Raw genomic sequence first — 26,615 nt, forward strand, 5'->3', positions numbered from 1 at the left:
TATTCTAGAGAGCTGTAATATTTATTACGGTAATTTATAATAAAAACCTTTATACTTCTTATATCTGATAATTAAGGGAGTGAACACTGAATGACTACTGTTATTCTATTTATTATTACTATTGGTGCTCTTATCATATCTCTAGTCAAGGATAGATCAAAAACATTGAATTCCATAAAAAGTGCAAAAGGTATGATGAAAGGTATGCTATCCGATATAATAGGTGTATTATTATTGATTGGACTTATTTTATCTCTTGTACCACCTGAAAAGATTGAAAGTCTAATAGGAAGCGGCAGCGGTTTTTTAGCTACATTAGGTGCTGCTCTTGTAGGCACAATAACACTAATACCCGCATTTGTAGCTTTTCCTCTAATTGGGTCACTTAAGGCTAACGGAGCAGGTATAATCACTTTGACAGCTTTTTTGACTACATTGACTATGGTAGGTTTTGTAACATTTCCTTTGGAAAGCAAAACTTTTGGTAGAAAATTTGCAGTTAAAAGAAATGTAGTGAGTTTTATCTTTGCCATTTTAATAGCTGTAGGTCTGGGGGTAATATTATGATAAAGAAATTATCCAAACATAAAATATTATTGATAGCTATTATTGGTTATATCTGTGTATTCACAATCAATAATGAAATGGGAATTAAAGCATTAAAAGAAAGTAAGTATTATTTCTTGGAGATGATTCAGATACTGCCTCCAATATTTATATTGACATCTCTCATTCAAACGTGGGTTCCAACTAAAGTCATTGTAGATAATTTTGGGAACGGTTCAGGAATAAGGGGTAAAGTGATTTCATTTGCTATTGGTTCTTTATCGGCTGGTCCTATATATGCAGCATTTCCAGTATGCAAAACCCTGACAAAAAAAGGAGCTAGTATTGATAATATTGTTATAATACTTAGTTCTTGGGCAGTAATTAAAATACCAATGCTTATAAATGAAGCAAAATTCATGGGTGTCAACTATATGATTGTAAGATGGATATTAACGCTAATAGCAATCATCATTATGGCTAAAATTATGAAGTTATGGATTAAAAAAGATGATGTGAAAACCTTGGAATCGGCTGACAATAGAGAGATTATTATAGATAAACATATATGTGTATTATGTGGGAATTGTACTAGGAAATATCCTAATATCTATATGATGAAAAATAAAGAGGTCATTATTGAAAAGACCCAATTAAATTCCATGAATAAAGATGAAATTGAAGAATTAAAAGCATGTTGTCCTTTGGGAGCAATTAAATAAACAGCCACTTTTCTTTTACCTATAATCGGTATATTAATATATACAAATTTTTAGCAAAAAAACCTTTCATATAAATTAATATATATGTATAATATATAAAGATAGATATATACATAAATAGGCGTATACGGAAAAGTATTAGACAAAAAAGTAGTTACTTTTATTTATGCCCCTAATTAAGGAGTGAAAATAATGCTTGAATTAAACAAAGAATTGGTAGAATTAATAACAGTTAATAAACAGGGAAAGAACTTATTATCTGGGAATTTTGGCATAGAAAAGGAAAATGTACGTGTAAACTATGATGGGAAACTAGCAATAACACCACATCCGAAAGTTTTTGGTGATAAATCTGAAAACCCATATATAACTACAGATTTTTCTGAAAGTCAAGTTGAGATGATAACACCAACTGTTGATTCATTAGAAGAGGTGTACAACTATCTTGAGACTTTGCAGAATATAGTATCATTAAGCTTAGAGAATGAATTATTATGGCCCCAAAGCCTGCCACCCATATTACCTGCTGAAAAAGATATACCTTTAGCTAATTATAATACAGATGAAATACTTGTCAAAGATAATGCCAATCTGTATCGAGAATATTTAGCTGATAAATATGGCAGAAAAAAGCAATTGATTTCAGGGATACATTATAATTTCTCTTTCAAAGATAGTGTATTAAAAAAATTATATGATAATACATCTTCAGATGTAACATTCAGAGAATTTAAAGATAGATTATATATGAAAATGATTAGAAACATTACAAAATATAGTTGGTTCATTATTAGATTATTAGGAAGTAGTCCAGCTATTCATGAATCGTATATTGACTATTGTAAAAGGTGTTCAAAACAAGGTAAATCAGATAAGTCTCCATGTAATTTTACTGCATCTATCAGAAATGGTAAATGCGGCTACAATAATATTGATAATTATTATGTTACCCTAGATACTCTAGATGATTATATAAAAGGAATTCGAAAGCTAATTGAATCTGGAGATTTAATTAGTTCAAAAGAATATTATAGTGTAATACGTCCTAAGAGCAATAATGGGAATCTAAGTGCTTTAGAGAAACATGGGATTGATTATTTAGAACTTCGTTTAATGGATATTAATCCATTATTTAAGTTAGGATTTAGTATAGACGATTTATATTTGATTCACTTATTCATGATATTTGCAGCAATGTTAGATGATGACTATATGGATGAAACATTGTTCAATGATTCTATTAAGAACAATCAAAAAGTAGCTGATAAAGGCAGGATGGAAAACCTGAAAATTGTTTTTAATGGTCAAGATACATCTGTAGAAGCTTTATCCCTAGAGATCATCAATACTCTAAGACGAATAGTTACAGTAATTGATACCAAAAAAGATTTCCTTAATGGTATTATAGATAAATATGAAGAAATGATATTAGAACATGAAAAACTATACTCAAGTATATTATTTAAGGAGATAAAACAGCAAGGTTTCATAAAATTCCATTTAGATAAAGCAATCACGTACCTAGAAAATAGTAAATCCCAAGAGTTTAATTTTATTGGATATGAAGATATGGAACTATCCACACAAATTCTTATGCTTAATTCAATAAAAAGAGGAGTCAAAGTTGATATTTTAGATAGAAATGAGAACTTTATTGAACTATCTTATAAAGATAAAAAAGAATATGTAAAACAAGCAACAAAAACATCAAAAGACACTTATAGTACCGTATTGATTATGGAAAACAAATTAGTAACAAAAAAAATACTTGAGAAATCAGGGATAAAAGTACCTGGTGGAGATGTATACACTAATATAGAAAACGCCTTAGATGATTATTATAAGTACAAAGATATGAATATAGTTATAAAACCAAACTCCACTAATTTTGGTATTGGTATAACTATTTTCAAGAACATATTTACTGAACAAGATTATGAAACAGCACTAAAATTAGCATTTGAAAAAGATGATACTGTTCTAGTGGAAGAATTCATTGAAGGTAAAGAATATAGAGTTTTTGTGATTGATAATGAAGTTGTTGGAGTCCTTAGGAGAGTTCCTGCTAATGTAATAGGAGATGGTAGTAGTTCCATAAGAGAATTAGTTTCCAAAAAGAATACAGACCCTTTAAGAGGTAAAGGATATAGAAAACCTCTTGAGAAAATTAAACTTGGAACCCCAGAAAAAATGTTTTTAGCTCAACAAGAACTTGATTTTGATTCTATTCTAGAAAAAGACAGGTTAGTATATCTTAGAGAGAACTCTAATATAAGTACAGGTGGAGATAGTATTGATTATACAGATGATATCTCTGATTCCTTAAAAGAAATAGCTGTAGAAGCTGCAAAAGCAGTAGATGCATCTATAGTAGGTGTGGACTTGATAACTAAGGATATTAAAGGAGATGCTCTCAATAATTACGGAATCATCGAATTGAATTTTAATCCTGCTATTCATATTCATTGTTATCCATATATAGGTGAAAATAGAGAATTAGGAGAAAAAATATTGGATTTATTAGGATTCCATACTTATGACAGTTAAATAAATTTTTATTGAATTATAAATCCGCATATTAACAATAATAAAATAAATAAAATCGCAAAAAACAATAGATGCAATTGCTTTTTGCGATTTTTTATATAAATATATATATTAGTCGGGAATATGTATTGACACTAATTTCAATCAAATATATAATTATTTTATGTATGCAATTAATATCATCTATATAAGTCATTACATAGTGACTATTATCAACAGCTTATGTTAAATCATTTAATCCAATATACATAGGAGGTACAATCTATGAAGAAAAAAATAATATACATAATAACAACTATCATAATTATAATTTTAGGTTTATTATCTAGGGAAATTAAAGGAATTCCATTATTCATGGGTGATATTTTTTGGGCGATGATGGTATTCTTTATATTAGCGTTTATATTCTTAAATAAAAATTCTTCTTTCATATTCATTTTAAGTATAATTATTACATATATAATTGAAATTACCCAGTTGTATCATAGACCTTGGATTGATAACTTTCGTAAAACAAGCATAGGTCATATTTTATTAGGACAAGGATTTTTATGGTCAGATCTTGTAGCATATCTAGCAGGTATTATAATAGGATATTTTATTAAAAAATTTATTGATAATAAGATGGAAGAATCATATAGTTAATATATATAATAATTCTTTAATAATGCATATTTTTGCCTAAGTGTCTAATAATAAGATTATTAAATAGGAAAGGCATGATAATATGAATGTTGGAAGGGCTAGTGAAATATTAGAATCAAAAGGAGTAATAGATGTAAATTATAATGGATGTTCTGTATGGATTAAAAATGTTAATCAAGAAGATCAAACAGCTGAAATAGAAATATTGGATGCTCCATCAAACAGTCAAGTTGTAAGTGTTAATGATTTACATGAAGGAACTATAGATTAATAATTGGAATATCATATTTATGCAGGGTTACCGCTCTGCATTTATTTTTACGCATTTAGCTGCATAATAAGAGGCTGATACCTGTTTAGAATTAAAAAAATGGTTAAAATATCCTAATATATAAGAAAAAAATTGATAATTAGTTGATTATTTGATATATTAGTCATTAGTATAATATGGAATATTGTTTTTGAAAGGAGTTTTATAATTGGCTAGAGAATACAGTGGACAAAATATTAAGGTACTAGAAGGATTAGAGCCTGTTAGATTAAGACCAGGGATGTATATTGGCAATACGGGAAGTAGAGGATTACATCATCTTATATGGGAAATATTAGATAATAGTATTGATGAACATCTAGCAGGTGTTTGTGACCAAATAACAATAACACTTAATGAGGATAACTCTATAAGTATTGAAGATAATGGTAGCGGTATACCTATAGATTTACATGATAACACAAAAGATTATCCAAAATCTGATTATCCAAATGGGATATCAACTGAGAGGATAATATTTACTGTACTCCATGCAGGGGGTAAATTTGATCAAGATACATATAAATATTCTGGAGGATTACATGGAGTAGGTGCTTCTGTTGTTAATGCGTTATCATCTAAGTTTACAGTTGAAATATATAGAGGTGGAAAAGTATATATTGATAAATATAGAAATGGGGGACAAGCAATAACTGCTCTTGATAACGGAGCTTTAATACCTGTTAAAACAACTAGAAAACGTGGTACAAAAATTACTTTTATACCTGATAAGGAAATATTTGATTCAGTAAAATTCAAGCCTAATATAATAAAAAAAAGATTGAAAGAAATAGCTTTCCTTAACAGTGGTTTAACTATTGTTTATAAAGATAATGTATCACCTGTTAAAGAAGAAATAGTATATCATGAAGAAGATGGTCTTGTAGGTTTCATAAAAGAAATAAATGATAATAAAAACAGTCTACATGATGATGTAATCTATTTATCAGATACCAAGGATGGTATTATAGTCGAGATTGCATTTCAATTCACCAATGATTTTACAGAGAATATATTTTCCTTTTGTAACAATATAAATACTCAGGAAGAGGGTATGCACGTTTCAGGGTTCAAATTAGCTTTAACCAGGATAGTTAATAAATACGCTAAAGAATTATCTATTTTCAAAGGAAAAGGTACACTAGACGGTAAAGATGTCAGAAATGGTTTGACGTCTATTGTTTCTGTAAAGGTGCCAGAACCTCAATTTGAAGGACAGACAAAAACTAAATTGGGAAATACAGAAGTAAAAGGTATCGTCTCGGATATAACTTTTTCACAATTAGAACAATACTGTGATAGGAATGAAAAAACAATTACCAAAATTGTTGAAAGTGCTATTAGGTCTCATAACATTAGAAAAACAGAAGCTAATGCTAGAAACAACATATTGAAGAATCAATCAAAAGTATCTTCCAACGGTAAGCTTGCCTCTTGTAGATTATCATTAAATGAAAAAAAAGGTATATTAACAGAATTATTCCTAGTGGAAGGGGATTCTGCAGGTGGTTCTGCTAAACAAGGCAGGGATAGACGTTATCAAGCTATTCTGCCATTAAAAGGAAAAGTATTAAACACTGAAAGAAGTAAAGTGGGTAAAATCCTTGAAAATAAAGAAATAGTATCAATCATCAATGCATTGGGAACTGGATTCGGTGATGGTTTATTCGGTAATAAATCCAGTGAGGATTTCAATATAGACAAGTTAAAATATGATAAGATCATAATAATGACAGACGGTGATGTTGATGGAGCACATATATCAACTTTATTATTGACCTTTTTCTATAAGCATATGCCCGATCTAATTATCAACGGAAAAATATATTTGGCTATGCCCCCTCTATATAAGGTAAAATCATCAAAGCAAGAAGTTTATGCTTATAATGATAGAGAATTAGAGAAAATACTGAAAAAAATGAGTAGAAGAAATATAGAAGTTCAACGATATAAAGGTCTAGGTGAAATGAATGCAGAGCAGTTATGGGATACAACCATGAATCCTGAGACTAGAACTCTAAAAAAAGTACAAATAGAAAATATTATTCAAGCAGAAGAAACAACAGCATTATTAATGGGCGAAAAAGTACCTCCTAGAAGAGAATTTATTAATGCTGAAGCAGAGAATGCCAATATAGACTCATAGAGAAAGGAAACTAATAATGAAGAAAAACATTAAACTACCAGATCTTGCAAATCAAAATATTGTAATTGCTGATTATGAAGATGAAATGAAACAATCATATATAGATTATGCAATGAGTGTTATCGCAGCTAGAGCTTTACCAGACATAAGAGATGGTCTGAAACCTGTTCAGAGAAGAACATTGTATGCTATGAAAGATCTTAATATAACACCAGATAAACCTTACCGTAAATGTGCACGTATAGTGGGAGATACCATGGGTAAATACCATCCACATGGGGATGGTTCTATATATAACTCAATGGTTAGAATGGCACAGGATTTTACTTATAAACAAGAATTGATTGATGGACATGGTAACTTTGGTTCAATTGATGGTGACGGAGCAGCGGCTATGAGGTATACAGAAGCTAGATTAAAGCCTATTTCTCTGGAGCTGTTAGAGGATATAGATAAAGATATAGTCGAGATGAAAACCAATTTTGATGAAACATTGATGGAACCAACTGTTCTACCAGCCAAGTTTCCTAATGCTTTAGTAAATGGTATGACTGGTATTGCTGTAGGGATGTCAACTAATTTTCCAACACATAATCTAGGTGAAATCATTGATGGTACTATTGCATATATTCAAAATGAAGATATTACAATAAAAGAGTTAATGACCCATATTAAAGGTCCAGATTTTCCTACTGGGGGAGTAATAGCTAATAAAAATCAGCTAGAAGATATATACACAACGGGTAAAGGCAAAATCAAAATTAGAGCTAAAATAGATATTAAAAAGAATAGTAACGGAAAACATCATATCATTATAAAAGAAATTCCATATACTCTTATTGGTAATAAATCAAGCCTGATAGAAAACCTAGCGGAATTAGTGAAGAATAAGAAAATAAGTGGCATACAAGATATTAGAGATGAAAGTTCTAGAGGAGAAATAGAAATAATTATTGAAACCAAAAAAGATGTAGACCCTGATATCTTAGTTAATAAATTATATAGTAAAACAAAATTAGAAGATAATTTTAGTGTTAATATGCTTGCATTACATAAGCAAAAACCATATTTGTTCAACTTGAAATCAAGCTTACAAAAATTTGTTGAATTCCAGCAGGAAATCTATACTAAACGATACCAATTCCTTCTAAATAAAGAGTTGGACAAAAAAGAAGGAACAGAAGGACTGCTCAGGGCTTATGATGAAATTGATATTATTATTGAAGCGATTAGAGGAGCCAAAAATGCAAAAGCAGTAAAAAAATGTTTGATGACTGGAGATACTACAGATATCAATTTTAGAACTAAAAAAAGTGAAAATCTAGCTAAGAAATTTGATTATACAGAAAGACAAGCAACAATTATACTGGAAATGAGATTATACAAATTAGTGGGTCTAGAGAAATTAGAAGTAGAAAAACAATATAGAGAAATCATGAGAAAAATTAAACGATATGAAAAAATATTAGGAAACAAGAAAGAATTAAATAAAACTATAATAGTTGAACTACAAAGAATTTCTGATAAATACAGTACCAATCGTAAAACCCAATTGAAAAACCTGGAGACTCTTAATGTAAAAGAAGAAGATATAGTAGAAGCTGTTTATGTACTTATTGATGATAAAAATTATATCAAGACAGTAGATCCTAATATTTTTGAGAAGAATAAAGAGAAAATACTGTCAGAAATGAAATGTGTAATTGATGCTACTACCAAAGATAAAATTTCACTATTTGATGAAGAAGGATATCTATATAAAATAAAAGTTGATGATATACCAAAAACTAAATTAAGTAATAAAGGAACTGCTATAAGTGTTTTAACAAGTATAAATGAAGATCACATAATAATGATTGATAAACTACTTGACAATGATAAATTATTATTTGTAACAAAATATGGTCTAATCAAACATGTAGAGACTGTAGAATTCAATAGTTCCCGGTCTAAAATAGCTGCAACCAAATTAAATGACAATGACAGTGTCATTAAGATAATTAAGCTGAATAAAGAAGACAAATTAATAACTATTACAGCTAATGGATATGCACTAATTATAAGTACCGATGAAATACCTAACCAAAAAAGGAATGCTAAAGGAGTTAATCTAATAAAACTGGGCAACAATGACCATATAATTGATATTGCATTTATTGATTCAGAGCAGAAAACCATACAGGTAAATGTTGATGGTCAAATTAATAAGAAAAACATATCTGCTATAGGTATTCATAAGAGGAATTCAAAAGGTAAACAAATCATTCCAAGCAGCAAAAATATAATTGGATTCCTTCAGAAGGAGTAATGATCTTATCTATAAGGTAATCCTTCTAAAGATTCTTCCATATCATTAGCCGATTTTAAATATTTGAATGCAGTTTTGTAGTCATGTAATAGATTATAAAGTTCACTTATACTTTTATAAGCAAATATATGATAAATGGAATTTCTGAAAACTTCAAATTTGGAAATTCCTATATTCATTTGCTTCAATGCTTCTTCTAATTTACCTATTTTCATCAGAGTAAGACCGTGATATATTTTTGCAGACCACATAAATAGATAATCATATTTATGTAGTTTTCTAACATCTATTTCCTTATAGTTTATGCTTTCAAACAAAGCTAGAGATTCATCATAATCTTGTAAGAGATAAGCTACTTTAGCTTTTTCCAGAGTATAGAATACTTTCAAATCCTTACGGGGGTCTTTAATTTGATTAAGATAATCTAGGGCTTTATCTGGATTATGATTTATAATTTCATATTCAGCATAATTAAGGTATATAAGGGATAATCTAAAAGTATCTTCTGTAAAAAGTGAAAATTGTTCTGCTTTTTTAATATTATATAGAAATGAGCTATAGTTCTTGCATATAAGATTAATACATGCCAAAGTTTGATATATTGTATCTGAATTATAATATATGTGGTTTTGAGCAGAAAGTGATACAGCATTTTCAAGCTTTTTAATTGCATAATCAAAGTTACCCAAACCCGAATAAATCATTGCTTCAACAAACAAAAATCTTAATTCAAATAAATAATCTTTAATTATTGTTGAATTGTACTTATCCATAGCATTTTTAAGAATAGATAAACATGCTTCATAATTGAAATCATTTAGATATTTATTCATTTTCTCCATGTATGCCATTGCTGAATCAGAGTATAATTGGTTTTCATCATAGATTTTTATAGCTTTGTCAAGGTGTTTTTCGCTCTCGTCGAATAAGTTCAGCTCTCCTAAACATTCACCTAATTTAAATAAAATGTCACCATGTAATTTACCATGATTATAAAAGTTATAGGTTGAAAGGAGATCCTTTAATTCTTCTACAGCTTCATTATATTCAAGATTATCTATTAGTATAGTAATTTCATTCATTTTAGCTTGTATTTTTTTAATGGGTAATGTGTTATTGTCAATATTTTCTTCTAGAAAAAAAGAAACTGGTTTATTTAATCTATCAGCAATCTTTATAAGATTTTTCATGGAAGGGGTAGCCATACCATTTTCTATTTGACTAATCATACTTTTGGTCATATCTTGTCCAGCTAATTGAGTTTGAGTTATATGTAATTCTTTTCTAACTTGTTTAATTTTATTTCCTATTGTTGTATACATTCAAATTACCTCCCAGTATTAATTTATTATAGTATAATTTCGTTAAACAATCAATACATGAAATTAAATAAGTTAAATTATATTAAACTTAAAAGTTGACAATGTTTGCCTAATATACTATAATACTATCAATTAAGTTAAATTTAATTAAACCATAATCTAAGGAGGTATAAAAAAATGAATTTACATTCTAAAAAAATAATTGATGTATCAGAAATGGTTAGTATAGGCGGTATAAAGCAGCATATAATGGTTAGAGGTAATCCACAGAATCCTATAATTTTATTTATACACGGAGGACCTGGTATACCTTATAGTTGTATATCAGATTGTTTTCAGGAAAATATTGAACAGGATTTTTTAGTTGTAAATTGGGATCAAAGGGGAGCAGGAAAATCATATAGTGAAGATATTCCAATAGATACAATGAATTTAGAGCATTTTATATTTGATTTAATGGAAGTAGTAGATTATTTACTGAATACATACCAGAAAAACAAGTTGTTCTTATCAGCTCAATCAATTGGTAGTGTATATGGGCTTATGTCTGTACATAGATTCCCAGATAAGTTCTATGGATATATTAGTACAGGACAAATAGTTGATACTATTCAAAATGAAAAAGTCTCCTATAACCTTATCTTTAATGAAGCAAAAAAACTTAATAATACTGAAGCTATAAAAGAATTATCAGAAATAGGAAGTCCACCATATAAAGATATTATTAATAATATAGGCATAGAGAGAAAGTGGTTAAGTATATTAGGATACATTGAAAAGAACTTTAGAGTGTTTGAGTATATTTCTAATAATTGTACTAGAGAAGAATTGGATATCATTATGAAGGGACAAGAATTTTCAGTTAATCATTTATTTGCTGATATATATGAAAATGGTATAAATTTTTTCAAAACTATCAAAGATATTAAAGTACCTGTATATTTCTGTATGGGAAGATATGATTATGTAGCACCACAAATATTGACTGAAAAATATTGTGAAACATTAGTATGCCCTACAAAGAAATGTATTTGGTTTGAAAACTCTGCACACTTTCCGGAGTTGGATGAACCCAATAAATTTTATCAAGTATTATTAGAAATATTACATGAGACCATTGATAAGAAGTAGCCACAAAACACTTAAACACTTAATTGATGCAGGGGAGTAATACATATAAATAAAGTACTGTTCATAATTCTGAATAGAATAATTCTACTATAGATGAGGTTAATGAAAAGAATTATGAACAGTCCTATAATATTAATTATGGCTACTGCTAGTATGCTGTATTTTCTTCATCTCTATCAATCTGTTTGCTTCTATGCTCATATTCCAGCATTTCTGATTTACCGAATTCAGTAGAATATTTATCATTTTTTTGAAGCTTATCTTTTATCTCTTGGTTATTTTCTTGTTTCTTCATGTAATCAACCCTTTCAATGTTATAGTTATAGTATTGTTATCTTCAATAGTTTTATTCCAAATTTTTAAGCTTAGTAAATTTATCAGTTAATTCTTGAATAACTTTTAATAGTATGATAAGGTCAAAGTATAAGTATATTAATAATTATTAACGCTACTCATATTGTTTTAAAGTTTCAAAAGGAGGAGATTCATATGAAATATAACTTTGATACTATAATAGATAGAAAAGGAACTAATTCTCTAAAGTGGGAGCCAGAAAAGCTAAAAGAGTATTTTGGAGAAGAAGATATGTTGCCACTCTGGGTTGCAGACATGGACTTCAAAACTCCCCAACCAATAATTGATACAATAGTTGAAAGAGCTAAACACGGTATATATGGTTATAGTGTTAGGTTAGATGAATATTATGCTTCAGTTATTAACTGGCAAAAGAAAAGACATAATTGGAATGTAGAAAAAGATAGCATAGTATATACACCAGGCATTGTTCCAGCTATAAATTACATAATACAAGCCTTTTGTTCAACTGGTGATAAAGTGATTATTCAAACCCCTGTATACTATCCTTTCAAGAAATCCATCATAAATAATGATTGCAAAGTAGTGGACAACCCTTTAATATATGACGGTGAAAAATATAATATTGATTTCAAAGATTTTGAAGAAAAAGCAAAAGATGAGAAAGTTAAAATATTCATTTTGTGCAGCCCACATAATCCAGTTGGTAGGGTATGGACAAAAGAAGAATTAGTGAAGATTGGAAAAATATGCATAGAGAATAATGTTCTAGTTGTTTCTGATGAAATCCATAATGATTTGATTCTAGGAAATAATGAACATACAGTTTTTGCTAACATTAACGAAGAGTTTGCTGATAACTCAATAATTTGTACTGCTCCTAGCAAAACATTTAATATACCTGGACTAGAAACATCTCATATAATAATTAGAAGCAAAGAGATTAGAGATAAATATAAGCACATTTTAATTAAAAACTCTATATCAGGACATAATCCCATGAGTATAGCTGCACTAAAAGCTGCTTATAATGAAGGTGAAGACTGGCTAGAACAATTATTGCTTTATTTAGAGGACAATCTTAATTTTATGGAGAACTACCTAATTAATAATATGAAAGATGTAAGATTAATACGCCCACAAGCAACATATTTGGCATGGTTGGATTTTAGGTTAATAGAAAAAGATAATAAAAAACTTGAAGATCTGATATTTCATCAAGCTAAAGTTGCTCTGGATAGCGGAAACTGGTTTGGAGATAATGGTTCAGGATTTATGAGAGTCAATTTTGCATGTCCACGTGCAATATTAAAAGAAGCTTTAGATAGAATATGTTCAGCCATTAATAATTAAAGTTTATAATAGATTTTAAGAATCTAAAAGTATATTTTAATACCTTTTATATCAAATATCACCTAGAAAAATTATTTTTAGACATTGTAATTGGATAGTGATATAATAAACAATATGTTATAAGATTAACAATTTTTAATTATAAGGGTGATAAGATATATGAGTAAAATAGGAACAGAATCTTTTAGATTAGGAACTTATGCAGTTGATTTTGAAAATAGGATTAAGATGAGTACTATATTTAATTATATGCAGGAATGTGCTATAAACCATGCCCACAGTCAAAGTTATGGCGTAAAAGAAATGACAGAAGAGGGACTATTTTGGATTTTATCCAGAGCCTATATTGATGTATTAGAATACCCCAAATTAGGTGATACGGTTACAGTTAAAACATGGACTAAAGGTACTGACAAAATATTTGTGTTAAGGGATTTCAAAGTATATTCATCTGATAAAGTAATAGCTAATGTTACAACTAATTGGGTAATAGTTGATTGGAAAAAGATGAGGCCACAACGTCCTAAAATACTTAATGGAACAATAGAAAATTTAGAAAACGAACATGCTGTAAAAGAAGTACCGGGTAAGATATTTGATGTTGGTAATAAAGAACATGTGTTTGATAAAAATATCAGTTACTGTGACATTGATATTAATAACCATGTCAACAACGTTAGATATGTTGAAATGGTTTTAGATAGTTTTTGTGAAAAATATTATCTAAATCAACAACCTAAAATTCTACAAATAAATTTTTTGAGCCAATGTAAATATGGACAAACTATTGAACTACATAAAGGCTACAATAAAGAAGCAGATAATTATTATGTTGAAGGTGTAGATAGAGACAATAGAAAGAAATATTTTCAAGCATTAATCAAATGGACCAACAAGAAATAAAAGATAAACATAATAAAATAAAAAAAGAGTAGACATTTATCAAAAAATGTGATAGATTATTATAGAATTAAATAATAAGATTTCTTTAAATTAGTACAGAGATGCTAGTAAGAAGTTTTACCGTAACATAGTTATGTAAACTATGGCTTCTTGAATGTATCTTGAAGCCTTTTTTAATGTAAAAATTTGACTATCATATGTCGGATTTTTATAATATGTTATTTGCAAGCTATAAAAATATTAATATTTTGAGGTGAACTTATGAAAGTATTAATGGACGACAAAGCTATTGGAAGGGCGCTAACACGTATATCTCACGAAATTATTGAAAAAAATAAAGGTGTAGAGAATGTTGTTATTCTAGGTATTAAAACTAGAGGTGTTCCTTTGGCGAACAGGATTGCGCACAAAATCAAAACATTTGAAGGAGTAGAAGTTCCTGTAGGAACAATTGACATTACTTTCTATAGAGATGATTTACAAAAGAAAACTCCTCAACCTGTAATAAACAATCCTTTAGATTTTGATGTATCAGGTAAAGATGTTATATTAGTTGATGATGTCATCTATACAGGTAGAACTTGTAGATCTGCTATTGAAGCAGTGATAGATACAGGTAGACCTAATAAGATTCAATTTGCATCATTAATAGATAGAGGTCACAGAGAATTACCTTTAACACCTGATTATATAGGCAAGAACATACCTACATCAAAGAATGAAGTAGTTCGTGTTAAGTTATTAGAAGTTGATGGCGAAGATACTGTTCAAATAATTTAAAGATTTCCATATTAAAAAGTGTGTACCAAATATCAAGTAGTCTAGTTTTCTAGCTAAATATAACTTATATCTATTTCAAAATAGGAGGTAAATTTTATTATGGAGAACATATCAACAGGCAAAAAACTAATTTTAGGTTTACAGCATGTTTTAGCAATGTTCGGAGCAACAGTCTTAGTACCAATTTTAACAGGACTTGACCCAGCTATTGCCTTATTTGCAGCTGGTGTAGGAACACTTTTATTTCACTTATGTGCAAAAGGAAAAGTACCTGTTTTCTTAGGTTCAAGTTTTGCATTTATAGGAGCAATTTCTTTAACTCTCAATCCTAATCAGCTGGATGATGTATCTAAGATGCCAAGAGCAGAATATTTACATAATCTTTCTCTAGTAAAAGGAGGAATTATAGTAGCTGGTTTAGTATATGTAACTATGGCTATCATAATTTACTTTGTGGGAGTAGATAAAATCAAAAAATTATTTCCGCCAATTGTAACTGGACCAATGATTATTGTAATAGGACTTAGATTATGTACTGTTGCAACTAACAGTGCATTCTTCCCAGTAATTAATGATAATGGTGATAGAGCATTTAACGGTACACATGCATTCATTGCAACAATAGTTGTATTAACAATGGTTGTTGTATCAATATTCGCTAAAGGCTTTTTCAAGATGGTACCTATACTAATATCAGTAACAATCGGTTATTTATTATGTATCCCTTTTAGATTATTAGATACAACCGCGATAACTAATGCAGCATGGTTCTCTGTTAGTGATTCTCATATAACAGAACAGATATTAACATTACCATCTTTCACAATGTCAGGAATCATAGCTATAGCCCCAATTGCCCTAGTCGTATTTATTGAACATATAGGAGATATAACTACTAATGGAGCTGTTGTTGGTAAGAACTTCTTAGAAGATCCTGGTATCCATAGAACTATGCTAGGTGATGGTGTGGCAACTGTATTTGCTGGTTTAGTGGGAGCTCCTGCTAATACTACATATAGTGAGAATACTGGTGTTTTAGCTGTAACAAAAGTATATAATCCTGCTATCTTAAGAATTGCAGCAGTAATAGCTATATTTTTAAGTATGATCGGTAAATTCGGAGCAGTTATAAGAACTATACCTGGACCAGTTATGGGTGGTATAAGTATCATATTATTTGGTATGATAGCAAGTGTAGGTGTTAGAATATTAATTTCTTCTAATCTTGATTTTACTCACAGTAGAAACTTATTGATATCTGCAATTGTTTTAGTTGTTGGTATTGGTGTTGATAGTTTTCCTCTAGTTAATTCATTGACAATATCAGGATTAGCTATAGCAGCTCTTATTGGAGTCATTTTAAACCTTGTTTTACCAAAAGGTATATGATTGAACATAGATTATCAAGAGTCCCTTTATGGGGGCTTTTTTAGATTCAGAAGAAAATTATTATATAAAATGGAATATTTTTATTATGGTTAAATTTTCTTAGACAAAAACTACTAAAAATCTGTTAAAATATTCATATATATATTGAACTTAATTTTTAATATGATACCAATGAAAATTACAGAAAGGAATCTAATTAACTAATGAAAATTATTAAAATAGTTTTGGGTATAATTTTATTTACTGCATTATTAACAGTTACAACAACATCTGTCTACACTACAGATAGATTCAATATGTCATACTTACATTTCGGTAGCCCTAAATCCTACATAAACTATGTTAATGATACTGAAGAATCTCTGGACAGTGTATCACCTAATTACATAGACATAAATAGTGAGGGACATATTGAAACAAATAACATTGATACTGATTTCATAAAGACCATTCATGATAAAGGTATGAAGGTTACTCCTTTTTTAAGTAATCACTGGAATAGAGAAGCTGGCGAACTTGCATTAGCAGATATGGAAAATGTAACAACTGAAATTAATCAAATAATAGAAACCTATAATTTTGATGGAATTAACGTTGATATTGAAGGGTTGAATGAACAAAGCAGAGAACAATTTACAAAATTTATCTGTTTGCTAAGAGAAAAGCTTGATAGTAATAAAGAGTTATCTATATCCGTAGCAGCTAACCCTTATGGTTCATCTAAAGGGTGGCAAGGTATGTATGATTATAAAACATTAGCTGCTTATGCAGATTATCTAATGATAATGGCTTATGATGAAAGTTATAGAGGAAGTAAACCAGGGCCAGTAGCAAGTATGTCATTCGTAGAGAATTCTATTGAATATGCTATTAATATAGGTGTACCATCAGAAAAAATAGTATTAGGTATACCTTTTTACGGAAGAATATGGAATATAAATGATATGGACGATTCTGATAAAGATAATAAGATTCTTGGAAAAGGAGTTACTGCTGGAACTATTGAATCTTTGGTAGCATATTATAATGGAAGCATCATCTATGATAAAGAATCCAAAAGCATGAAAGCTACATTTACCGTTAATACTTCTGATGAAAAGAAGAATCTATATAGCTGGGGTGTACCAGTGACTGAAGGTAATTATGAAATATGGTATGACGATGACTATACTATCAAAGAGAAATTGAAACTAGTAAGTAAGTATAATCTAAAAGGTACAGGGAGCTGGAGTTTAGGTCAAGAAAACAAAGAAATATGGAAATATTACATATCCTGGTTAAACGGCAATTATTTTAGGGATATATCTAATCATTGGGCAAAAAAAGACATATCTACTATCTATGAAAAAGATTGGATGTTAGGTACATCCACCACACTATTTTGTCCTGATAATAGTTTAACTAGGGCACAAGCGGCAGTTACTCTTATTAGAGCACTTGATATTGATTTAGATTCTACCTCCTCATATTTTGTTGATGTGCCAGATTCATACTGGGCAAAATCAGAAATAGAAACTGCTTATAAATATAACATAATAAATGGCAAAGATAAAAAAATCTTTGATGCAGACAGTACAATAACTAGAGAAGAACTGGCTAAAATGCTATACAATCTATTAGAAACAAATATTGATAAACAAAAGACAGATAACAACTTTAGGGATATAAGTCCGGATAGTTGGTCATATGAGGCTATAATAGCATTGAATTCTGCTGGTATATTAAAAGGATATGATGAGAATACATTCAGACCTAGAGATACTGTAACAAGGGCTCAAATGGCTTGTGTTCTTAATAGGATCTCAATTTATATAGAGTAATATTCTGGTAATAGTTATGTTAATATTTATGTTTGCTATTGATTTAATTCAAATAGTGGTATACAATATATTTTATTAATCACCCTTGGAGGTACCAAAATGTTACTTAATATTAAACATTTTCTAGATTTGAAATCCTTATCATGTGATGAGATTCACTATATACTCAACTCAGCACAAAAAATGAAATATACTATAGAATCCAATAAATTCACTACAACCCCTTTATTGAAAGGAAAAACAGTTGCAACATTATATTACGAAGAACAATCTCGTTCCAGGTTATCTTTTGAACTTGCAGCTCAAAATTTAAATGCTAAAGTTATTAATCTCACTACATCTAAGGAATTATATAGAGGTGAATCACTGAAGGATCTTGGCAGATCAGTAGACCAGATTGGAGCTGATTTCATTGTCATAAGACATCCTTTGTCTGGAGGACCACATTACCTTACTAAGTATGTAAATGCTTCTGTAATTAATGCAGGTGATGGCAGAAATGAAAATCCTAGCCAGTCATTAGTGGATTTGCTATCAATCTATGAGATCAAAAATAAATTTCATGGATTGAAGGTGGCCATAATAGGAGACATCATGCACAATCGAGTAGCAAGAAGTAACATATGGGGACTAACTAAACTTGGTGCAAAAGTAAGAATCGCTGGACCACCTACACTTATACCTAGTAACATTGGAGATAATGTAGAAGTTCACAATAATACTACAGAAGCAATAATTGATGCAGATGTAATCATGACCCTCAAAATTCAAAATGAAAGACAAGAAGATAATCTGTTACCATCAATAAATGAATATATGAGGTTATTTAAATTAGATGTCAATCGCTTGCAATATGCTAAGAAAGATGTAATTGTTATGCACCCAGGACCTATAAATAGAGGCATAGAAATCTCTTCAGAGGTTATAGATGGAGATAATTCTATAATAAATAGGCAGCAAATTAATGGAGTCGCTGTTAGAATGGCATTATTTCATGTATTATCTAAGTGCGGGGTGAATTTTAATGTATAACTTACTTATAAAAAATGGAAAAATTGTTACATCTGAAGGAACATTGTTGAATACAGATATATTAATAGATGGTGGTAAAATAAGTGAAGTGATGCCTAACATTAATATAGATGGTTATTACACTATAGATGCTACAGATAAGATTATTATTCCAGGACTTATTGATATGCATTGTGATATATGTGAGCCGGGCTATGAATATAGAGAAAGCCTTGTAACAGCTTCATTAAGTGCTGCGAGAGGCGGATTTACAAGTATAACTTGTAGTCCTAATACATTACCAAGTATAGATAATAAAACAGTAGTTGAATATATAAAAACAAAATCAGAAATTGATGCAGTTACACATTTATTTCCTTATGGAAGCTTGACAAAAGAATGTAGAGGGACAGAACTTACTGAATATGGTGAAATGCAGCTATCAGGTATAGTAGCATTATCAGATGGTGATGTTCCAATACAAGATAATAGCGTTGTAAAAAAAATATTTCGCTATGCAAGTATGTTTGATATGCCCATAATAATGCATTGTGAAGATACTAGTATTTCCAATAAAAGTGGTATCAATGAAGGCTATATGGCTACAAAGCTTGGATTAAAAGGTTTTCCTGTAGTAGCAGAGACAATTCATCTAGCAAGAAACATATTTTTGGCTAAAGAGTATGGTATTAACTTACACGTCACACATGTTTCATCAAAAGAGTCTGTTGAATTAATTAGACTCGCAAAAGATAAAGGGATTAGTATTACAGCGGAAACTTCTCCTAGATACTTTATATTGGATGAATCCAATGTAGATAACTATAATACCTTTGCTAAAATCAGTCCTCCTCTTAGAACTAAGGAAGATATTGAGGGTATAATTAGCGGATTGAAAGACGGTGCAATTGATGTAATCAGTTCTGATCATAAACCTAACACAATTGATTCAAAATTATTGGAATTTGATATTGCTTCCTTTGGCATGTCAACATTTGAAACAGCATTTAAACTATCATATACTTATTTGGTTCAAAACGGTATTTTGACATTACAAGAATTAGTTAATAAAATGTCATATAATCCTGCTAACGTATTGGGTATTAATAAAGGTAAAATCACTCCTGGATACGATGCTGATCTAGTTATGATTGATGTAAATAGCAAAGATGTGATTAATTCCAAAAAGTTTTTGTCAAAAGCAAAATACTCCGTATATGATGGATATGAAACTCACGTAGATATAACAAATACTATCATTCAAGGAAAACATTACAATTATAATGAAGATTAAGTAAAACTAGAAGCATTATATAATCATTAGTATCCAAGATTATATAATGCTTTTAATTTAACCTAGTAACAGATATCAAGTTTTTTATATAATATATTGGATTAATTACCTTATATTATTATCTTTAGACTCTTTATCATATTTTTCTTTCTTAATGTTGGTATCATTATCATATTTACCATTATTCTTTATAGTTCTTTCGATTTTTTCACCATTTTCTTGACCAGATGATCTCATAATAGCTACCTCCTAAATGTAATATTATCAAACATAAATAGTATAAAACAGTTTTGTTATTATTATACAGTTAAATTAATATTGTATATATTTAATTCTGAATATTAAAATATGATTAAAATACCAATACAATACTATTAATAATAGCGATTATTTACAATTGTTTTAATTAACAAAAACATAACAATTATTGTAGAAATAATCAATAAAATGTTATATACTAGTAATGTGGATGGCATGTCTGAATATTGAAAGAAATATCATAGATATATGAATATTTATACAGGTTATCTAACAAAAAACAGGGAGGTTTTTTTATGAAGAAAAAAGTATTAACATCATTATTGGCACTTGTATTTTGTCTAACTTTCGCTTTTAATGTACCCGAAGTATATGCAGAAGATGGTTGGGATACTTCAAGATATGGAGATCTTATGGACATCGGACCAAAACTTAGAGAATTCGAGAAAGATAATGAGTATAAGCAAAAAGTTGCTAATCAAATTAAAGAATTTGCAAGAACTGTGAATCTAGCAGAAACTCGCTTATTTGCCCTAGAAGCTGATGATCCTAATTTTACATTCAATGGTGGAACTAAGCATTTTCTATCATATGATGAACAAAATGGATATTATCTTAAAACTTATACATTAAGAAGTGTTGGAAATAATGTAGAAATATGGATAGCAGATAATTTAGATTACATCGATGATAGAGAAGCCCCTGTAATAACTCAAGCTCAAGCTGATCATATGAAAGATGTATTTGATGAAACTGTATATCCTGCAGATACTGATTTCTTTGGAATGCATGATTCACATACTGGAATAAATGCAACTCTTCCTGGACAAGTTGGCTTACCAGCTGATTATTATGTATCTCAAGATGGAGTTGAAAGAGTTATTCTTTTAGTTGATAACTTTAGAGATGTGAATTACTACGATCAAACATATCCTTTGATTATTGGTGGATTCTACTCACCTATGTATGAAGAATATACTGATAGAAATATAATCAATATATCAGCAAAAGATTGGGAACATAGATTAGATAGTAATTGGTTACCAACTACAGCTCATGAATTCCAACATTTAATTCATGATGATAATGATTCATCTGAAACAACTTGGTTAAATGAAGGTATGTCTGACTTTGCAGAATTCTTATGCTTTGAAATGCATCCAATGAGCCATGTAAATGCTTTCTTGGATTATCCTGAGAATTCATTGATAGAATGGGATGAGCATGTTGATGCTCCAACAGGACCAGAAACGTTAGCAGACTACGGTCAAGCTTATTTATTCGTTTTATATATGAACGATCATTTCGGACAGGATTTCATACAAGCATTAGCTAAAAATGAAACACATGGTATCGAAAGTACTAATGAAGTTCTTAATCAATTTAATACAGGTATAGATTTTGAAGAATTATTTAGAAGATTTACTATAGCTGCTGCGATAGATACCGACCTTTTTGGTGGTGATATTTATAATTTTGATAGTATAGATGTTAATGTTAATTTTGAATCAGCACTTGAGTATGATAAAGATGGAGTACCTGCTTGGGGAGCTGATTACAAAGTATTAGATAATTCTAAGAGAATACGTAATATCAAATTTGATGGTGTTGAATTCATGCCAAATCCTTGGAAAGCAATGGAAGACCCAAAAGAAAATAGAGGAACAGTACTTTGGGGTAACAATGGTGATAATATAGATAATCAATTAATCTTTAGAGCAGATTTATCTAATGCGGTTAATCCATTATTGAAATTTGACACATTTGTAGATGCTGAACCTTTATGGGATGCTTGTATGGTTCAAGTTTCAACAGATGAAGGACAGACTTGGACAAGTCTAGCTAATGATAATACTATTGATACAGATACATTCCCTTATAATTCACAAGCACCACAAATATATGAAAATCTTCCTGGATTCTCAAGACAAGATACAGCTTGGGGTAGTGAAGAATTTGATTTAACTCCATATGCTGGTCAAGAGATATTAGTTGCATTCCGTTATATGACAGATTCAGCTTCTAATGAATCAGGTTGGTTCATAGATAATGTTCAGATTGAAGAAATAGGTTATAACCATGATTGTAATTCTTTAGAAGGTTTTAATAGTATTGATGAAATATTAGATCTAAAAGTAGAATATTGTGTTACATTTATTAACAAGAAATCATTTGGTAATGAAGGTGATATATTCCACTTTGAATCATATAATATTCATAACCTTGATCCATTCAATATAACTGAGCAAGATTCTGTAAAATTAAATTGTTTCTTCCAACATGGTACAACTTACATGATAGTATGGTATGCTGCACCAATCGGTAAAAAAGGAGCAGTTGATTTCACATATGAAATTATTTACAGTAAATTATTTAATGGAATCAAAACAAGATAATGAATAATATTTTTTCATAAGTAAGTATTATTATCAAATGAAGCCTATCAACAAGCAATAGTGTTGGTAGGCTTCATACACGTTAATTATTAAATGATATTTATGATTTTTTATATAATACAAGGTATATATAGGACAATACTTAATATTTAAATATATGTTCATATATTGAACATATATTATAAGGGTTAAAAATAGCATAAATCCTCTATGAAATATATTTTAGAAATATATTTTAGCAACTAAAATATATTGACAAATTCCAATAACGGTGATAATGTTTTAGTTACTAAAATATATTATTTAGTAATTTGAAGGAGGAATGAATTTTGAAATTATTGATTGCATTTTTTTCGGCAACCGGCAACACTAAAAAAATAGCAACTGTAATCAAAAACAAACTAAAAGAACTTGATGTAAATGTTATTAGTTTAGATATTACTTCTTATTCAAGTAGACAAAGAGATTTAATAATCAGTGAATATGATGGTATCTTTTTTGGATTCCCTATTTATTCTATGAGAGCTCCCAGGATATGTAGAGAATGGTTACAAAGAATGGATGGTGAAGGTAAAAAGTGCTCTATATTCTTTACATATGGTGGATTCGGAAAGGATCCAGCACATTACTATATAAAACAATTATTAGATGAAAAGAATTTCAAGTTAGTTTCATCAGCTGAATTTGTAAGTGCTCATACTTTTAATTACAGTGGATGGCTTGCTGCAGAAAATCGTCCTAATAAATCAGATTATAACGTAGCAAAAGAATATACAGTTAAAACAATAAATAAATTTATCAATAATGAACCTTATATACCTATAGAATATACTAAACCACTATATAGTTCTGAGCAATTAGACCAAGCTGAAAAATATCGTTTTCATGTAATTACTAAACTTCCTGCAAGAGATTCTGATACCTGTTCAATGTGTGGATTATGTGAAAACATCTGTCCAACAAAAGCCATGGATGCCCAAAAAGGTATTGCTGATGTTAATTCTTGTATTGCATGCTTTAGATGTATAGCTAATTGTCCAGAACAAGTTTTACATACTAACGATATATCCCATACTTGGGAACAAAAGTTAGAATTCCATAAGACAACAAGAGATGGAATCAATAAAATGATAAGCAAAATATATATTTAAAATAAATTAGAGGTGACAAAATGCAAGATTACATTGAAATAATTGAGAGAATGTCCGCTGTACAATATAGAATAAATTATAATGACAGAAAACCAAAAAACTTTGGTACTGACCAGTTACTTTATCATTCAGAAATACATTTTATTGATGCTATAGGTGTTGGAGATATCAACGCTTCTACACTGTCAAAAAAGTTAGATATCACAAATGGAGCAGTAACACAAGTAGCAGAAAAATTGATTAAAAAGGGATTAATATTAAAATACAAGAGAGACTCAAACAAAAAAGAAGTTCTTTTCAAACTGACTGAAAAAGGTAAGACAGCTTATAAAAATCACGAATTATTTCATAAGGAACTTAATGATAAAGTAATAGAGTATCTAAAGGGGTTAAGCAAGGAACAGGTTGAGGGTATCTTGGGTCTTATTGGTATATGTGAAAAACATTTACCTAGAATTTCATAATTTTAAATAAAAATAGTTGTGACAGTCTTCTTAAGAATATAAATATAGTTTTTTAGAAAGTATATTTATTTAATGATACAATCCTTAATAATATTAAACTTGGAAAACCTGATGCTACTACTATAAAAAGTTCTGATCAAATTATTGTTCTGAATGATGGAAAGCTAGTTGAAAAAGGAACTTATGAATAAATCTATATAACAGGTTTTGATAAATAATAATTTTAAATGCATTGTATGCTTGACATACAATGCATTTAATTATATACTACTATAGTAATGTATGCTAGGATTACAAAAAGGAGTGGAAAAATGAATAACAAAAAATTAACGGCAAATACATATTACAAGATGGTTACTGACCATAGAGAGTCACAATTATTTTTTTCAGCATTAAAACTAGACATTTTTTCTTGTTTAGATAATAGAATTTCAATTGAAGAGATCGCTGACAAAACTAAGTATAATCCAAGAAATTTGAAATTATTACTGAATGCTCTAGTATCAATACATTTAATTGAAAAGCATCAGGATCAGTATGTCAATACAGAGGAGGGGAAATTCTATCTATCAAAATCAAGTGAATATTATATTGGAGATGCAATATTATTCAGAAATGAAATGATGTCATTAGATAATATTGAGAACAGGGTAAAATTTGGTCCAGATAAGATTATCGCCGACCATAATCAAGGACAGAAAGTCTATGATTTCACTAAATTAGCAAAGGTATGTATACCTGAAATTTATCTATGGAGAATAGAACCATTAATAAATCTTATGAATAAAATATATCAGGATACTGAACCTAGTAAGATATTAGATCTAGGTGGTGGCTCAGGAGCTATGGGAATAGAATTATGTAAAGCCTTCCCTAATGCAAAAGGTGTCATTTTTGAGGAACCTAAAGTTTCAGTAGTAGCAGAATATCTAGTTTCTAAGAATAATCTAAATTCAAGAATAACAGTACAAAAAGGAGATTTCATTAAGGATGACATAGGAAATGGTTATGATATAATAATTGCTTCAGGCATTATAGATTTTGCAAAAGACCATTTAAATAATTTTATTAAAAAGCTATATGATGCTCTTAATAAAAATGGTATAATATATTTAATTACCCATGGATTCAGCGAAGATTATCTAGAACCCTCTGAAACGATATTAGGATGGCTCTCAAGTCATTTGGATGGTCTGGACTTACTTTTGCCTGATAAGGTTATTCAAGATGCAATGATGGCTAGTGGGTTTAGATTATATAAACAAGATAAAAGTGGTAACCATAGCATAAAAGTTTACCAAAAATAAACATTATAAGAGCAAAAGGAGAAGTTAAATGAATGCCAAGAACAAAGTTTTAGAATCTTTTATTTCAATGACAGAAAAAGTAGCTAATGGTAGAACAAATGTTTTAGATTTTGGTAGTGAAAACATGAAATTTTATCGAGGCGAAATACATATGATTAAAATGATTGGAGATAATCCTGGCATTTATAGCTCAGAAATGGCTAGAAAATTTGGTATAACTAGAGCTGTTGTCTATAAAACAGTATTAAAATTAGAAAAAAGAGCATTGATAAAAAAAGTCAATGATGAAGAAGATAAGAAAAAAACTAAATTATATTTAACTAGAGAAGGTGAAAAAGCTTATAAATTTCACGAGCAATATCATAATGATTTTGATAAAGCTTTATTTGACTTCCTAGATAGTCTTAACAATGAAGAATTGCACTTGATTCAAAAATTTCTTAAATACTCAAATAATTTAATAGATAATCATTTTTAATAAATAGAGGAGGTTTTTT

23 protein-coding genes are annotated in these 26,615 nt (G+C 29.2%); 20 read left to right on the forward strand and 3 right to left on the reverse strand.

What is annotated here, in order from left to right:
* Positions 1–90: 90 nt before the first annotated feature.
* The 7 genes from AACQ14_RS20470 to AACQ14_RS20500 all read left to right on the forward strand — a co-directional run bounded on the left by AACQ14_RS20470 (position 91) and on the right by AACQ14_RS20500 (position 9,224).
* Complete coding sequence (locus tag AACQ14_RS20470; protein WP_113675061.1) at positions 91–567, forward strand: permease; 477 nt, start codon at positions 91–93, stop codon at positions 565–567.
* Entirely contained in the window at positions 564–1,268 is a 705-nt protein-coding gene (locus AACQ14_RS20475; protein ID WP_339365439.1) for a permease, read from the forward strand. Before AACQ14_RS20470 ends, AACQ14_RS20475 begins: the two co-directional genes overlap by 4 nt.
* A gap of 192 nt (positions 1,269–1,460) precedes the next feature.
* Positions 1,461–3,815, forward strand: coding sequence for a bifunctional glutamate--cysteine ligase GshA/glutathione synthetase GshB (gene gshAB, locus AACQ14_RS20480; protein ID WP_339365440.1), 2,355 nt, complete (start codon positions 1,461–1,463; stop codon positions 3,813–3,815).
* 264 nt (positions 3,816–4,079) lie between these two features.
* Complete coding sequence (locus tag AACQ14_RS20485; RefSeq protein WP_339365441.1) at positions 4,080–4,460, forward strand: ribosomal maturation YjgA family protein; 381 nt, start codon at positions 4,080–4,082, stop codon at positions 4,458–4,460.
* Positions 4,461–4,542: 82 nt separating this feature from the next.
* Positions 4,543–4,731, forward strand: a complete 189-nt coding sequence (locus AACQ14_RS20490; RefSeq protein WP_339365442.1) for an H-type small acid-soluble spore protein — start codon at positions 4,543–4,545, stop codon at positions 4,729–4,731.
* Between the two features lie 208 nt (positions 4,732–4,939).
* Complete coding sequence (locus AACQ14_RS20495) at positions 4,940–6,916, forward strand: DNA gyrase/topoisomerase IV subunit B (protein ID WP_339365443.1); 1,977 nt, start codon at positions 4,940–4,942, stop codon at positions 6,914–6,916.
* Positions 6,917–6,932: 16 nt separating this feature from the next.
* A complete protein-coding gene (locus AACQ14_RS20500; protein ID WP_339365444.1) occupies positions 6,933–9,224 on the forward strand; it encodes a DNA gyrase/topoisomerase IV subunit A in 2,292 nt (763 codons plus the stop codon).
* Positions 9,225–9,229: 5 nt separating this feature from the next.
* Here AACQ14_RS20500 and AACQ14_RS20505 read toward each other — a convergent pair whose 3' ends face one another.
* The gene (locus tag AACQ14_RS20505; protein WP_339365445.1) at positions 9,230–10,546 is read right to left on the reverse strand and encodes a helix-turn-helix domain-containing protein; all 1,317 of its coding nucleotides are present in this window, start codon (positions 10,544–10,546) and stop codon (positions 9,230–9,232) included.
* A 177-nt stretch (positions 10,547–10,723) separates the two neighbouring features.
* On the opposite strand from AACQ14_RS20505, the gene AACQ14_RS20510 reads away from it, so the two are divergent.
* Positions 10,724–11,677: an alpha/beta fold hydrolase gene (locus AACQ14_RS20510; protein ID WP_339365446.1), complete on the forward strand. Its 954-nt coding sequence runs from the start codon at positions 10,724–10,726 to the stop codon at positions 11,675–11,677.
* Positions 11,678–11,825: 148 nt separating this feature from the next.
* On the opposite strand, the gene AACQ14_RS20515 is transcribed toward AACQ14_RS20510, so the two are convergent.
* Complete coding sequence (locus tag AACQ14_RS20515; protein ID WP_339365447.1) at positions 11,826–11,972, reverse strand: hypothetical protein; 147 nt, start codon at positions 11,970–11,972, stop codon at positions 11,826–11,828.
* Positions 11,973–12,166: 194 nt separating this feature from the next.
* Here AACQ14_RS20515 and AACQ14_RS20520 point away from each other — a divergent pair, with 194 nt between their 5' ends.
* From AACQ14_RS20520 to AACQ14_RS20550, 7 genes are all read left to right on the forward strand, one after another.
* A complete protein-coding gene (locus AACQ14_RS20520; RefSeq protein WP_339365448.1) occupies positions 12,167–13,345 on the forward strand; it encodes a MalY/PatB family protein in 1,179 nt (392 codons plus the stop codon).
* Positions 13,346–13,504: 159 nt separating this feature from the next.
* Entirely contained in the window at positions 13,505–14,248 is a 744-nt protein-coding gene (locus AACQ14_RS20525) for an acyl-[acyl-carrier-protein] thioesterase (protein ID WP_339365449.1), read from the forward strand.
* A gap of 261 nt (positions 14,249–14,509) precedes the next feature.
* The gene (pyrR, locus tag AACQ14_RS20530) at positions 14,510–15,028 is read left to right on the forward strand and encodes a bifunctional pyr operon transcriptional regulator/uracil phosphoribosyltransferase PyrR (protein ID WP_339365450.1); all 519 of its coding nucleotides are present in this window, start codon (positions 14,510–14,512) and stop codon (positions 15,026–15,028) included.
* A 99-nt stretch (positions 15,029–15,127) separates the two neighbouring features.
* Positions 15,128–16,417, forward strand: a complete 1,290-nt coding sequence (locus AACQ14_RS20535; RefSeq protein WP_339365451.1) for a uracil-xanthine permease family protein — start codon at positions 15,128–15,130, stop codon at positions 16,415–16,417.
* Between the two features lie 203 nt (positions 16,418–16,620).
* The gene (locus AACQ14_RS20540; RefSeq protein ID WP_339365452.1) at positions 16,621–18,237 is read left to right on the forward strand and encodes a glycosyl hydrolase family 18 protein; all 1,617 of its coding nucleotides are present in this window, start codon (positions 16,621–16,623) and stop codon (positions 18,235–18,237) included.
* Positions 18,238–18,336: 99 nt separating this feature from the next.
* Positions 18,337–19,269 carry an aspartate carbamoyltransferase catalytic subunit gene (locus AACQ14_RS20545; protein WP_339365453.1) on the forward strand — a complete coding sequence of 311 codons (933 nt, stop codon included), beginning with the start codon at positions 18,337–18,339 and terminating at the stop codon, positions 19,267–19,269.
* On the forward strand, positions 19,262–20,542 hold the full coding sequence (locus AACQ14_RS20550; protein ID WP_339365454.1) for a dihydroorotase: 1,281 nt from the start codon (positions 19,262–19,264) through the stop codon (positions 20,540–20,542). Before AACQ14_RS20545 ends, AACQ14_RS20550 begins: the two co-directional genes overlap by 8 nt.
* Positions 20,543–20,647: 105 nt before the next feature.
* On the opposite strand, the gene AACQ14_RS20555 is transcribed toward AACQ14_RS20550, so the two are convergent.
* Complete coding sequence (locus tag AACQ14_RS20555) at positions 20,648–20,779, reverse strand: hypothetical protein (RefSeq protein WP_339365455.1); 132 nt, start codon at positions 20,777–20,779, stop codon at positions 20,648–20,650.
* 317 nt (positions 20,780–21,096) lie between these two features.
* On the opposite strand from AACQ14_RS20555, the gene AACQ14_RS20560 reads away from it, so the two are divergent.
* The 5 genes from AACQ14_RS20560 (at position 21,097) to AACQ14_RS20580 (ending at position 26,596) form a co-directional block, all read left to right on the forward strand.
* Positions 21,097–23,196: a choice-of-anchor J domain-containing protein gene (locus tag AACQ14_RS20560; RefSeq protein WP_339365456.1), complete on the forward strand. Its 2,100-nt coding sequence runs from the start codon at positions 21,097–21,099 to the stop codon at positions 23,194–23,196.
* Positions 23,197–23,525: 329 nt separating this feature from the next.
* Positions 23,526–24,347 carry an EFR1 family ferrodoxin gene (locus AACQ14_RS20565; RefSeq protein WP_339365457.1) on the forward strand — a complete coding sequence of 274 codons (822 nt, stop codon included), beginning with the start codon at positions 23,526–23,528 and terminating at the stop codon, positions 24,345–24,347.
* Positions 24,348–24,367: 20 nt separating this feature from the next.
* Positions 24,368–24,811, forward strand: a complete 444-nt coding sequence (locus tag AACQ14_RS20570) for a MarR family winged helix-turn-helix transcriptional regulator (RefSeq protein WP_339365458.1) — start codon at positions 24,368–24,370, stop codon at positions 24,809–24,811.
* A 311-nt stretch (positions 24,812–25,122) separates the two neighbouring features.
* Positions 25,123–26,118: a methyltransferase gene (locus AACQ14_RS20575; protein WP_339365459.1), complete on the forward strand. Its 996-nt coding sequence runs from the start codon at positions 25,123–25,125 to the stop codon at positions 26,116–26,118.
* Positions 26,119–26,146: 28 nt separating this feature from the next.
* Positions 26,147–26,596 (forward strand): MarR family winged helix-turn-helix transcriptional regulator, encoded by a 450-nt coding sequence (locus tag AACQ14_RS20580; RefSeq protein WP_339365460.1) that lies wholly within the window; start codon positions 26,147–26,149, stop codon positions 26,594–26,596.
* The last annotated feature ends 19 nt before the right edge of the window (positions 26,597–26,615 follow it).

The sequence above is a fragment of the Vallitalea maricola genome (assembly GCF_036985595.1).
GTDB classification, from domain to species: domain Bacteria; phylum Bacillota; class Clostridia; order Lachnospirales; family Vallitaleaceae; genus Vallitalea; species Vallitalea maricola.

Bases quoted from the DNA above. Each gene is read 5' to 3' on its own strand.
- AACQ14_RS20520 (WP_339365448.1), top strand. From the start codon at position 12,167: ATGAAATATAACTTTGATACTATAATAGATAGAAAAGGAACTAATTCT.
- pyrR (WP_339365450.1), top strand. From the start codon at position 14,510: ATGAAAGTATTAATGGACGACAAAGCTATTGGAAGGGCGCTAACACGT.
- AACQ14_RS20570 (WP_339365458.1), top strand. From the start codon at position 24,368: ATGCAAGATTACATTGAAATAATTGAGAGAATGTCCGCTGTACAATAT.
- AACQ14_RS20510 (WP_339365446.1), top strand. From the start codon at position 10,724: ATGAATTTACATTCTAAAAAAATAATTGATGTATCAGAAATGGTTAGT.
- AACQ14_RS20535 (WP_339365451.1), top strand. From the start codon at position 15,128: ATGGAGAACATATCAACAGGCAAAAAACTAATTTTAGGTTTACAGCAT.
- AACQ14_RS20545 (WP_339365453.1), top strand. From the start codon at position 18,337: ATGTTACTTAATATTAAACATTTTCTAGATTTGAAATCCTTATCATGT.
- AACQ14_RS20560 (WP_339365456.1), top strand. From the start codon at position 21,097: ATGAAGAAAAAAGTATTAACATCATTATTGGCACTTGTATTTTGTCTA.
- gshAB (WP_339365440.1), top strand. From the start codon at position 1,461: ATGCTTGAATTAAACAAAGAATTGGTAGAATTAATAACAGTTAATAAA.
- AACQ14_RS20550 (WP_339365454.1), top strand. From the start codon at position 19,262: ATGTATAACTTACTTATAAAAAATGGAAAAATTGTTACATCTGAAGGA.
- AACQ14_RS20490 (WP_339365442.1), top strand. From the start codon at position 4,543: ATGAATGTTGGAAGGGCTAGTGAAATATTAGAATCAAAAGGAGTAATA.
- AACQ14_RS20525 (WP_339365449.1), top strand. From the start codon at position 13,505: ATGAGTAAAATAGGAACAGAATCTTTTAGATTAGGAACTTATGCAGTT.
- AACQ14_RS20575 (WP_339365459.1), top strand. From the start codon at position 25,123: ATGAATAACAAAAAATTAACGGCAAATACATATTACAAGATGGTTACT.
- AACQ14_RS20505 (WP_339365445.1), bottom strand. From the start codon at position 10,546: ATGTATACAACAATAGGAAATAAAATTAAACAAGTTAGAAAAGAATTA.
- AACQ14_RS20485 (WP_339365441.1), top strand. From the start codon at position 4,080: ATGAAGAAAAAAATAATATACATAATAACAACTATCATAATTATAATT.
- AACQ14_RS20540 (WP_339365452.1), top strand. From the start codon at position 16,621: ATGAAAATTATTAAAATAGTTTTGGGTATAATTTTATTTACTGCATTA.
- AACQ14_RS20580 (WP_339365460.1), top strand. From the start codon at position 26,147: ATGAATGCCAAGAACAAAGTTTTAGAATCTTTTATTTCAATGACAGAA.
- AACQ14_RS20515 (WP_339365447.1), bottom strand. From the start codon at position 11,972: ATGAAGAAACAAGAAAATAACCAAGAGATAAAAGATAAGCTTCAAAAA.
- AACQ14_RS20470 (WP_113675061.1), top strand. From the start codon at position 91: ATGACTACTGTTATTCTATTTATTATTACTATTGGTGCTCTTATCATA.
- AACQ14_RS20475 (WP_339365439.1), top strand. From the start codon at position 564: ATGATAAAGAAATTATCCAAACATAAAATATTATTGATAGCTATTATT.
- AACQ14_RS20555 (WP_339365455.1), bottom strand. From the start codon at position 20,779: ATGAGATCATCTGGTCAAGAAAATGGTGAAAAAATCGAAAGAACTATA.
- AACQ14_RS20500 (WP_339365444.1), top strand. From the start codon at position 6,933: ATGAAGAAAAACATTAAACTACCAGATCTTGCAAATCAAAATATTGTA.